Origin of the sequence: Methanosarcina sp. (assembly GCF_035390745.1) — an archaeon.
Taxonomy (GTDB): Archaea; Halobacteriota; Methanosarcinia; order Methanosarcinales; family Methanosarcinaceae; genus Methanosarcina.
The window spans coordinates 1-11,816 of sequence record NZ_DAOOUJ010000079.1 but is presented as its reverse complement, the minus strand read 5'-3'; the positions used below and the strand labels follow the sequence as shown (position 1 = coordinate 11,816).

Below are 11,816 nucleotides of genomic sequence, written 5' to 3'. Positions count from 1 at the left end.
CGCTCATCAGTTTAGGCAGCAGCGTATCCCGCAGTTTTTCGAGAGTACGGATTTGCCTCGCATTTTTCTCCAATTTAGGAACTATCCCAGTTAATTGAAGATTTAGTTTTTCAATGATTTCCAATGGCGGTATTTTCGTTTCATATTCCTTGATTATATCAGCTTGAACTCTCTGTCTTCCACTTGAACCAGACATACTACTAATGGCAAAATCTCTAAAGTCCTTGTCCTTTGCCAGAATGTATGAAATAAATGGGTGGAAAGGTTTTTTCATTCTTATTACGATGTATTCTGTCGAACCCCATCCAATTTCATCTTCATCTAAAAAATCCACATAACAAGTCTTTCCGTTTTCGAGACAGGGGGTAATCCTTGCTAGAAGTGTATCTCCATTTTTAAACTTCATGCCAGATGAGAATTCACGCTTACACCACCCATCAGGATTAAAAGTTGAAGTATTCAGGTTTTTCATATCTAGATAGGAAGAAACATCTCCCTTTTTGAGTTTATAGGGAGGATTTATATCTGCAATATCTCCTAATTTCCCTGTCTCCCACTCCTCATCCGCCTCTTCCACAAACCACTGCCTGAACAGCGTTTCCGCCATAGCTTCAAGGGTCTTGTTTTGGCGGTGGAGCAGGTCAATCTTGTCGTCGAGGCTGGAAAGAACGGAGGCAATAGCACGCTGTTCGGGGAGAGGGGGAAGGGTAACGGTGACAGATTTCAATGATGTTAATGGACTACTGATTGAAGGGACACCAACTTGAGATTCATTTTGAAGTAACTCATGCTGACCTATATTTGACTTGAAAAAATAAAATAGATAATTGTGATCCAGATATTTTGTATTTACTGTTAGTTTCATTCCAGATTGAGAAACTACGTATCTTTTAAATTTTCCTTCTGGAATAATAGCAACCTGTCCAATAGTTCCTCTATGTGTAAAAACAAGATCATTTGGATAGCAATTACTCGATTTCAATTGATCTGCTTTTTCCTCGCTTAAAAATACAAAATCTCCATCAACGTATTTAGGAAAATTAAGATTTTTACCACGTATTACAGGAACACCTGATTCTTGAAAGTTCTCAGCCTTAATATTTGAACCAAACGGACCCATTGCAAAGTCTTGTGCCACTTCCTCCAACTTATATTTCTTCCATTCCCCCGTCACTTCATCCCCTCCATCCCTGTGAGCATCTCAACTGCTCCGGAAATTCATCATTAATTTCACTTCTACTCATATTAGCTTCAACCTATGTTTCTTGACAGCCTGCACAATTCTACTAATTTATTGTGCATATCGGGTCAGGTCTGCACGACACCTGTGCATTCAAACCGGTGTGCGCACAAAATTCTTGTATTTTTGTGCATTCCTAGCATGTATGCACAGACCATTTGCATTCTCTCCGGCAAACGCTCATCTTCTCTTCTACCCGTATTTTGTCATTTCCCTAATATTTCATACAGCCCCTTATTTTTGAAGATAAACTCATTCCCGACCTTCTCCTTTTCAAGTATACCTAAATCCACCAGCCGGTTCAGGTATTTGCTTGCGGTGTTTCTCGATGCAATCCCCCTTTCCACAAGGAAGGCATATTTGCAATATACCTGCATGAACAAGATCTCAAGCAGTTCAAAGCTGTAAATATCAGGAACTTCACCCTGCATCTTCTCTTTTGTATCATTGAACAACTCTATAATGGTCAGTACCTTATCAAGGGTGTATTTTGAAGTCTCCTCTATAGCTGTAAGCATAAAGAGTATCCACCCTTCCCAGTTGTTGTTTTCGGTAACGTCCAGTAAAAGCCTGTAATAATCATTCTTATTCTCATTGATATATTTCGACAGATACAGAACAGGATCGTCCAGCAGATCATATGCAGAGAGGAGCAACACATTAATTACCCTCCCGGTTCTCCCATTACCGTCCTTGAAAGGGTGTATAGCTTCAAACTGATAATGCAGAATTGCCATTTTAATAAGCGGATCGATCTGATCAGATATTGAGGTGGCGACCGATACCCAATTATTCAATTTCTCCAAAATTACATCCCTGCAACATGGAGGCGTGTAAATTCTCCTGTACTTATTTCCTATATAAACTGGAAAATCGCGTATGCCGTCATTTTCATCCTTTATATTTCTGTAAATAAGTTCGATAAGTTCAACTGAAAACGAATTTCCGGATTTTATAACCCTGAATCCGTCCACCAGTGCCTTCCCGTACCTCAACACCTCTTTTGTATGCGGGTCTGCTGTTGAACTGAGGGTGAAGGCTTTGAACAGTTTATCATTGGTTGTGAAAACATTCTCAATGGATGAACTGTCCTTCGCCTCCTGTAAACTCAAAGTATTAATGAATATGTCAGGATTCGGGATCGCTGAGAGCCTGCCCTTCAATTCCGCCAATGCCCTGCTTGCTTTGTTGGCCTGCTCATAAACACTTAACAGACGCCAATACCTCTCATCAGGTAATATATCCGGCAACTCATTATACGGCTCATCCGGGTTAGATTCCATTCTCCCTCTCCATTTTGATCTTCAATAAATTCTCGGCGATCAGCAGGTTCAGTCTCTCTTCCTCTTTCAACTGCTCCTCGAACTCGGCTTTCAGCGCGGTGAAACGTTCATTGAAATCAAAATCATCCTCATCGTCCGGCAGTCCCACATAGCGCCCCGGCGTCAGCACATAGTCCAGTTCACGCACCCGCTCAATTGAAGCAGAATTGCAGAATCCTTTCACATCTTCGTAATTCCCGTCAGGATTGCGCCAGTTATGGTAGGTGCTCGCAATCTGCTGTATATCCTCAGGTGAAAATTCACGGGTTCTGCGGTTTATCAGGTGTCCCATGTTCCGTGCGTCGATGAACAGGATCTCATCTGTCCTGTTTCTGTACTTGCCGTTGGCTTTATTCCTGCTCAGGAACCAGAGGCTGGCAGGGATCTGGGTATTCAGGAACAGCTTTGGCGGGAGGTTAACGATGCAGTCCACCAGTCGTGCCTCCACAAGCTCTTTTCTTATCTCTCCTTCTCCCGAGGATTTGGATGTCAGAGAACCCTTAGCCAGAACAAAACCTGCCTGACCGTTTGGACCCAGATGATAAAGGAAGTGCTGTATCCAGGCATAATTCGCATTTCCGACCGGCGGAACACCATACTTCCATCTGCCGTCCTTGCGCAGCAGATCGCCGCTCCAGTCGCTGTCATTGAACGGAGGATTGGCTATGACATAATCCGCTTTCAGGTCTTTGTGGGCATCGTTGAGGAAAGAACCTTCATTGTTCCATTTAACCTGGGAGCTGTCAATGCTTCTGATGGCGAGGTTCATCTTTGCCAGCCGCCACGTTGTCTGGTTGCTCTCCTGCCCGTAAATAGATATATCGTTTATCTTTCCCTGATGGTCGGCAACAAACTTCTCCGACTGCACAAACATGCCGCCGGAACCGCAGCATGGGTCAAAGACCCTGCCATTGTAGGGTTCCAGCATCTCTACCAGTAACTCAACCACACTTCTTGGTGTGTAGAACTGCCCACCCTTCTTTCCTTCTGCAAGGGCAAACTCACCAAGGAAATATTCGAAAACATGACCGAGAACATCAGCACTTCTGTTTTTGGCATCGCCAAGAGCAATATTGCTCACAAGATCAATCAGACCGCCAAGACTTGTAGGGTCAAGATTGCCCCGCGCATACACCTTTGGTAAAACCCCTTTAAGCAAAGGATTCTCTTTTTCGATGGCATCCATTGCATTATCAACAGCTTTACCGATATCCGGTTTTTTGGCTTCTGATTGCAGATATGACCAGCGGGCAATTGTGGGTACAAAGAAGACATTCTCAGCTTTGTATTCATCCCTGTCTTCAGGGTCTGCACCGGCGTACTCCCCTTCTCCCTGCTGCAATTTTTCATACAATTCCTCAAAGGCATCTGAGATGTATCTTAGAAAAATCAAGCCCAGGACTATGTGCTTATATTCAGCAGCATCAATATTTTTTCGGAGTTTATCTGCCGCTTTCCACAATTGCTTTTCAAAATCACTCATAATTAATGCCTTCCATTATTCAAATTGTTAATCAGCTTACTGAACCAGTACAAAGCCGTTTCATGCAGATATCGATATTGATATAAAACGTTTACTAAAATTTATTCAATAGAATGCAGTAATTCTGGTTTAAAATGGATTATTAATTTTGCCCAACCTGTATGGAATATTGAAAAACATTCTCTTTTTTTGCGGCATGGAAGTTTATAGCCGCAGTACGATGGGATGTTCTTTGTATTTGCCTCGTTATTTGCCAGGAAGAGAACACACCAGAAGGTCAGGGCATGAATACAGGACTTTCCGCACTTCCTTTTTCGCTCTCCGGTATTTCCCTTAAAACCCGGGCCTTGAAGACCTTCGGAAGACTCGCTCCCTTTCATCTGCCTATGGTCATTTATTTCTACTTTATCACCGTTAACTATTTTTTATATTCTGCGTATTCTTATTATCATGACCCTTCCAGAAGTATGCCCACTTGATGAAACCCAGACATGCAAAGGGCGGGAATGCCACCTCTTCTGTCTGGAATGGAGGACAAGGGAACCCACCTGTCTCATAGGATATAACACAACAAGTAAAATCAGATCTAACAAGGCTGATCGTAAAAAAGATACCTATGCCGAAGACACCTTCCGAAAGTTGGGGAGCCAGCCCCATCCCAGATGGAAGAACGTTTCTGAAAAAGGGGACTGGACTCCGACCAGACCGGTAGAAAGACCCCCTGAAAGACCTGCTATAAGAAGAGAAGAAAACCCCTCTCATGCGTCGGGAAAAGATTCTCAGAAATTATTCTTTGGATGCCGCGAAGAAACCAGATCTGCAAAACCTGAAAGAAGCCCTGAAGGAAGCCACGAGGAAAGGCTGCAGAAAAGGCAGGAAGCCGGAGAGGCTGAAAAAGCTTCCATGAGGCTGGAAGCCAGGCTGAAAAAAGAGTCCGTTGAAGAAGACACGGTTATATATGCAAATATGCAGCCAAAAGCGGAGGAAAAACCAAAGATTCAGGAAAAACCAAAGATTCAGGAAAAACCAAAGATTCAGGAAAAACCAAAGGTTCAGGAAAGAATTATTTCTATAGACAAACACGCAACAATCTTTGCAGCCTGTAACGAAGAAGAAGAAAAGAAAAATACTTATCCTTCCGGCAGAGAAGAGAAACCTAAAAAAACAATTGAAAATAAAGACAAGCGCAAAAAACTTGATGAAGTAATGGATATAGACCTTCCTGATAATTACGAAGAGGAATTCTGGAGTTAAACAACTCCTTATTCCTGAAAAATGTCTGAGGCTGATCTAATCGGCTTAGCTTAAGATTGAGACAGGGTAAACTGCCATTACCCAGATTACTAAGATTTACTCGAATTAACCTTGAATGGATCGGCAGGCTGGAGTTCTAAAACCTTTTAGAGCCCGAAAAGGAGAAAATGTTTCTCGCGTTCTGAGTTTAAAGTAAGCCTGCACTCCTCCTTAATGAGATAGGGATTTGCGGCTTAATTCCTGGAATTTTGCCTTCTGGAGATTAGCTTCTTGAAGCACGGTTGAGATTTAAGGTCGAGAGTTATATAGAAAGAAAGAGATAAAAGTATACAGGAAAAAATAAGCCCCCTGCATATTGGAAAGTTCGCTTTTCGTTCATGTTATTCAGCTTTAGTTTCTATGTTAAAACAAGAACAGGGACTCAATGATAAAGAATGGACCGCAAGACATACCAGAAAATCTACAGCTCGTTACACAACTTTGGAGACGTTTTCCGCCTCTCAGAGGAACATACCAGACCACCAGGCATGCTTGCCACCATTCTTAACCAGAAAGTAGTGAAAATGACAAGGTTCAAGCACAGGAAAGTATATTCCAGGGAAAAGGAACTCTTTTTGCGGTGGAAGCAGGGCAGGTCCATACTTGAACTTTCAGAATACACTTTTTTTCCTCCAACCCTCATGGCTTCCCTGATCCTTAAGAACTGTGACATGTCCCGAAAAAGCATAAACTGGCTTTTCAAGCACCTTGACTGCATTGAAAACCGCCGCCTGAAAAAAGAGGTCCGGAAAGCCCTTGAAGCAGACTATTTCTTCTCTCCCCGTGCCCATGAGATGCAGTGCAAAAAAGGCGAAATGGGAGAAGAGATCATCCGCAAATGGCTTGACGACAGGAAAATTTCTTACTGCACCGAAGCTGAAATAAGGGCTCAGGGAGACGGAAAGACCCCGGACTTTGTCCTTTCAGACCCGATCCCCATAGAGAACCATATGATAAGGTGGATAGAAAGCAAAGCCCTCTTCGGGGACGATTTTGAACACAAACACTATGCAAAGAAACAGTTCAGGGAATACGCCGAAATTTTCGGGGAAGGCATGGTAGTTTACTGGTACGGCTACCTTGAAGACCTCGCTTCCGAAGGCGAAGGCTACCTGATAAAAGACTACAGCTTTTTTGTGGAATACAAAGAGCAGACTGATGAGCTGTTCAACTATCTGGTGTACTGGGAATCTTCAATACAATAATCAGACTCCCCGGTTTTCCGTTTTCTGCAAGAAGGATTCTCAGAGCTATTTTCAAATCCTTGTAATCGAGGACATATTGGTAAGGGGATCTTTTTCTACCTGGAAGACGTGGTCTGCCGAATCAATCAGAGACTCATCATGAGAAACCACTATTATCTGCCCTACTCCTATGCTGCGCATCATGTCTATGAGTTTCAAAAGCTGCCTCACATGCCCGCGGTCAAGGAAAACTGTAGGCTCATCAAGGATCATCGGAGGAAGCCCGTCCGGCTTATCTCCGCCAAAACCGAGGGCAAGAAGCCTGTAGATGGCACAGCGCAGGACAAGGTTGAAGATTGCACGCTCGCCCCCGCTCAAAAGTTTGGGCTCAAGAGGAGTACCGTCTTTTCTGTAAACCGTCAGGTTGTATTCGGGGTCAAGCTCGATATGGGAATAAGCATTATTCGTATACATGAAACCGAACATCTCATTCAGGAGGACTGAGAGAGCTCCTATGTTCCTTGCCCGCATATCAGCCCGGACGCGCATATAGGTGTTTTCAAGCTCTTCTGCGTTATTATATACAGCTTCAAGGTACAGCCTTTTGTTTTCAAGAGCCTTCAGTTCTTCTTTGAGTTCCCTTAAACGCTTCAGGCTGTTTTCTATCATGCCGATCTCTTTAAGAAAAGTGTCCTTTTCAGCACTTACTTCCCTGATTTTCTCTGCAATATTTGCCTGTGCCTCTTCAAACTGGGCGCGTTTCTGCTGGAGTTCTGCAAGCTTATTTCCTTCGAGTTTTGATTCGAGCTGCTTTATCCGGTCTCTGCGGTCAAGGATTTCGCGGTCAAAGAATCCTATTTTTTCTGCCAGACTCCTGATGCCGGTCTCAAGCTCGGAGATTTTATGTTTAATATTTTCCATGCGGAGAAGGTTAGACTGAAGCTTTTTTGCCTGCGAAAGAAGCCTTTCGCTTTCAGCGTGGGCTTTTTTTGCTTCATTTTCCTTTTTCCGCACAGTCTCAAGGGAAAGTTCGAGGGATTCGAGTTTTTCTTTTGACAGGGCTTCCTTTTCCGCAAATGCCGTTAGTTTTTCATTGAGCTCTTCAAGCCTCTGCCCGTAATTTTCTATCAGCGCAAGAGAGGTGCGGATTTTGCCGTTCAGGGATTCAATTTCAGAGGCATTTTCGGCAAGCTTTCTTTCAAAAGCTTTTGCTTCCCTCAGAGCCTTTTCGCCTTCACCGTGAGCTTTTTTAGCTGCTTCTTCCTGATCCTGAAGGGCTTTAAGATCTGAAAGGAGTTGAACCCTTGCGGTTTCAAGTTCCTGTTTCCTCTTCTCAAGATTCTCAAGCTTCAGAGAATCTTCTTCTATCCGGGCTCTGTGAGTTTCGATCAGTTTTCCGGAAGCTTTTGCCTTTTCAGTGAGCTTTTCAATTTCAATATCATAATCATATGCCTGTTTCTCAAGCTTCTTTGCATCCTTGAGCCGGTTGAGCTTTTTCTCAAGTTCAGCACTCTGCAGCTTTATGTCCGCAAGCTCTAAAGCAAGCTTTTCTTTTTTCTGTTCGCATTCTTCTGCCGTGCATGCGATTTCTGACCCTTTCAGTTCCTGCCCGCAGGTAGGGCATTTCCCTTCGGCAAGCAGTTCCCGGTTTTTACGCAGGCTTTTTTCAATTTCCCTTAAAGTAGCCTCAATTTCCTTTTCTTTCCCATGCAGCCGGTTTTTGTTTTCCAGCAGAAGCTCATTGAAATCCTCCAGGTTTTCGAGCTGTTCCTCAGTAAAGCCGAGAGCCTTCAGCCCGGCAAAAACCCCGGACCTCTGCTCCCGGATATGCAGCACCGCTTTAGAGTTGTCTCTGAGTTCCTGCTCAAGAGCCTCGATCTCTGAATTTCCTTTCCGGACCGAAGCTCTGAGGTTTTCCATTTCCGCATCAAGCTCACGCAGACCTGCATCTCCTGTTTCCTTTTCCCTGAGGGCGAGGCCGAGTTTTGCGGATACATCATTTTTTTGGTCTCTGAGAAGGCTTTCCTTTTCTTCAAGCTCCTTTATGACCAAAACAACTTCATCAGCAGCCCCAAAACCTGCTTTTTCTCTGAGCCCTTTATTTTCCTCTTCAAGCCGCTTTATATTTGCCCTGTAACCTTCAATTTCCTTATTTGCAGCTCCAATACTGTTTCTGCATTCAACGAGAGTACGCTCAGTCTCAGCTTTCTCTTTTTCAAGCTCACGAAGTGCCTGTAATCCGGTTTCTTCTTCTTTAAGGAGGAGAGCAAGTTCTTTTGATTCAGCATTTACTTTTTCCCTGGCAGAGGATTCTTCTTTTTCCTGGCGCAAAAGCAGGGCTTCAATTTCAAGGTCTCCAAAGCCGCATTCTTCCCTCAAGCCGGCATTTTCTTCCCCGAGTTCGAGCAAAACGCGCCTCTGGCTCTGGACTTCTCCTGAAAAGGTTTCCTTTTCTTTGAAGCAGCCAGCCTTATCTTCCTGAGACTTCTGGATAGCCTGTTTCAAAACCTCAATTTCCTGAAGTCTTTCCCTGTACTCGGAAATCTTGAGGTCAAGTTCTCCTTTACGTGCAGCCGCAAATTCTTTCTTTTTATTGAGCTCGTCCAGAACAGCGTCGGTTTCTTTAACTTTTTGTCTGAGCCTGTTAACGGCTGCAACGGGTTCTGTGCTTTCAATTCCCTCTATTTCGGCTTTTACGGCTGAGAAGCTGTTTTTTGCGTCCCTTTCAAGCCTTCTGACAGCCGTTTTCGCATAGCCTGCCCTTTCGCGGTACTCCTCAAGTTTTCCAAGCTGGAGCAGGTCATCAATCATTCGCTGCCTGTCTTTCGGCTTTGCATTAATAAGAACATCAATTTCACCCTGCCTGATGTACGCGCAGTTCCTGTATGCTTCTTCGTCCATGTTCAGGAGGGTACAGACTTCTTCATAGGTGCGGGTTGCCTGGTCAACAATGTTTTCCCCGTCAGCATAGAGCACACACCTTGAACTGGAGGCACTTTCACTTTTCGAAGAGTACCTGAAAGCCTGTTCAAGAAGGTATTCATGCCCGAGGTGCTCAAATTCAAGGTTAATTTTTGCGTTCTCGGCACCTTTGAAAATCATATCCGCAAGCACAAAGTCCTTTGAGAGGATTTTGCTCCCGAAAAGACCCATGAAGCAGGCTTCTAGAAGGCTTGATTTCCCGCTACCGTTTACCCCGGAGATCACGGTCACTCCGTCTTCGAAGGTGAAGTCCAGCTTCTTATAGCTCCGGATATTTTCTATGTACAGGTTTTTCAGCTTCACAGGTAATCACCAAGGTTGTATTGTCTGGGAACGGCAGACTTTTCTTTTCCTTTTTTCTGGCTCTGCTTTACAGGTTTTGCGGATTTATCCGGAGCCCGGGAAGGCTTTTCGTCAGGGAATTTTTCTTCCGCAGGCTTTTCTTCCGCAGATATTTCTCCCGAAAGTGATTGGAGTTCTTCTGGGGTTCCGGAAGTTTTCTGCGCAATTTTGGATAAGGATGGGTTTTCAACAGGAGAAACAGTCACAGGATCAGCAGGAGAACCTCCAGCAACTCCGGGATTCACAGTTAGTTCAGGAATTTCGACTTCTGCGGATGCTTTTGAGGATTCGGCATTTTCAGATAACGATAATCCGGCATTTTCAGATAACGATAATCCGGCATTTTCAGATAATCCGGCATCAGCGGAGTCAGTACTTTCACTTATTACAGGGACATTAAGAGGTTCGGGACTTTTATCAGGAGATTCAGAAATCGAATCCGAAGGTTCAGAAACATGATCAGAAGATTCAAGGGCCTTATCAGGGGTTTCAAAGCTCCTGCTCAGAGACTCATTAAGAGATTCAGATCTTTGAATTCTCACAGGAGCCCTGAAGGTTTCAGATTTTACGGCAGCTGCCGCCGCAAACCCCCTCTCGGCTGCATGTTTGAGAGTTTCAAGCTTTTCTGCCATATCTGCCGGTTTGGGTTCTTCAGTATCTTCAATTATGGCTGAGCTGTCTGGACTTACAGGAGTAACAGGTGTGGGACTGACAGGTATTTTTATCGTAAAATCCGGGTCTTTGAAATCTATTGATTCAATCAACCCCATAAGCCGGTTCTCTGTTTCTTCGTCCACTCTTGACCTTGGCACATCAGGGTTCCGGATAACCTCATCGACTATCAGCCCGCCATCGTTTAAGCTCATCCTGCGGATCTCTTCGGCAACAGCTCGGTCAGGATCAGTGAACGCAACTTTAGCAACTTCTTCAGGAATACCCTCTTTTGCCCTGGAGTCGTTGACTTTTGCCACTACGAGGGCTCCTTTGCTCAGCACGTACTCTTCAATTTCGCTTAAGGAAAGAACCGAACCTGAATCTCCTGAGATGTCCAGAAATACCACAGATTCCGGAATCTCTTCAAGACGCTCGTTTACGGCAGAAAAAACCTGCTCATAGGGGTTCTCTTCCCCGTTGAGTTTTGCTGGAATGAAGAGGAAAGGGCGGGTGGGGATATTTCTCTTGCTTATTTCCAGCCCTTCCCCGGAAAGAGTGATAATGCTGTAAGAGCGGGGCTCTTTTTCGGTTGCACTGTTGCGTTCTGTGCTGCCCGAGTATGTGACCCAGGTCTCGCCTACCTTTATTTTCTCGTACTCGTGGTAGTCCCCAAGGAGGATTGCATCAACCTTGAAAGGAAGGTTTTCAATTACTTCAGCACAGTCCCAGTCAGGGAAAGGGGAAGGCTGCATGATCTGATGCATTACAAGCAGTTTCCTGCAGTTTTCCGGCAGGGATTCAGGAATTTCAAACCCTGAGTAATCGTAAAGGGGAATTTTTGACTTGGGGACGCTGTCGATCCCGTAGATTGCCACATCTCCAACCAGCTGCGGTTTTTTCCCAAGCCTTACCGCAAGCCCCATTTCTTCAAAGAGGTCGAGCCACTGGGTAGTTTGCTTGCTCTCGTGGTTTCCGACGATTCCAAAAAAAGGAATGTTTGCAATCTTCAACCGGGACAGGATGTTCATGGTCTCAAGTAAGTCTTCAAGTGTCGGGTTCCTTGAATCGAAAAGGTCTCCCGCATGCACGACAGCATCAACCTGCATGTCAACCGCATCCTTTATGACAGTTTCAAAAGCCTTAAAAAAGTCCTGCCTCCGTACTTCACTGTGGTACTGCCGGTATCCCAGGTGCGTGTCTGCTGTGTGAAGTATCCTTATTTCCCGGTCCATGATATCAGTCTCTAGTTTTTACGGTATAGGAATTTGTATATTAGTATTTAACTGATTTCCATCGGGAGGGGACAGTTGAATGAG

The 11,816-nt window shown here is 44.5% G+C and carries 7 protein-coding genes; 2 read left to right on the top strand and 5 right to left on the bottom strand.

Annotated elements, in window-relative coordinates; all coding sequences use genetic code 11:
• From PLL47_RS13420 to PLL47_RS13410, 3 genes are all read right to left on the bottom strand, one after another.
• Positions 1–1,174 (bottom strand): restriction endonuclease subunit S (locus tag PLL47_RS13420; RefSeq protein WP_324446919.1); only part of this gene is annotated, 1,174 nt, incomplete at its 3' end.
• Positions 1,175–1,446: 272 nt separating this feature from the next.
• A complete protein-coding gene (locus tag PLL47_RS13415; RefSeq protein WP_324446917.1) occupies positions 1,447–2,523 on the bottom strand; it encodes a Fic family protein in 1,077 nt (358 codons plus the stop codon).
• A complete protein-coding gene (locus PLL47_RS13410; RefSeq protein ID WP_324446915.1) occupies positions 2,513–4,045 on the bottom strand; it encodes a class I SAM-dependent DNA methyltransferase in 1,533 nt (510 codons plus the stop codon). The genes PLL47_RS13415 and PLL47_RS13410 overlap by 11 nt, the downstream gene beginning before the upstream one ends.
• Positions 4,046–4,495: 450 nt before the next feature.
• Between PLL47_RS13410 and PLL47_RS13405 the strand changes: the two genes are divergently transcribed.
• Positions 4,496–5,299, top strand: a complete 804-nt coding sequence (locus tag PLL47_RS13405) for a hypothetical protein (RefSeq protein WP_324446913.1) — start codon at positions 4,496–4,498, stop codon at positions 5,297–5,299.
• A 434-nt stretch (positions 5,300–5,733) separates the two neighbouring features.
• Positions 5,734–6,543 carry a C15orf41 family protein gene (locus PLL47_RS13400; protein WP_324446911.1) on the top strand — a complete coding sequence of 270 codons (810 nt, stop codon included), beginning with the start codon at positions 5,734–5,736 and terminating at the stop codon, positions 6,541–6,543.
• A gap of 51 nt (positions 6,544–6,594) precedes the next feature.
• Here PLL47_RS13400 and PLL47_RS13395 read toward each other — a convergent pair whose 3' ends face one another.
• A complete protein-coding gene (locus PLL47_RS13395; RefSeq protein ID WP_324446909.1) occupies positions 6,595–9,807 on the bottom strand; it encodes a DNA double-strand break repair ATPase Rad50 in 3,213 nt (1,070 codons plus the stop codon).
• Positions 9,804–11,732: a metallophosphoesterase gene (locus PLL47_RS13390; RefSeq protein WP_324446907.1), complete on the bottom strand. Its 1,929-nt coding sequence runs from the start codon at positions 11,730–11,732 to the stop codon at positions 9,804–9,806. Before PLL47_RS13390 ends, PLL47_RS13395 begins: the two co-directional genes overlap by 4 nt.
• Positions 11,733–11,816 lie beyond the last annotated feature (84 nt).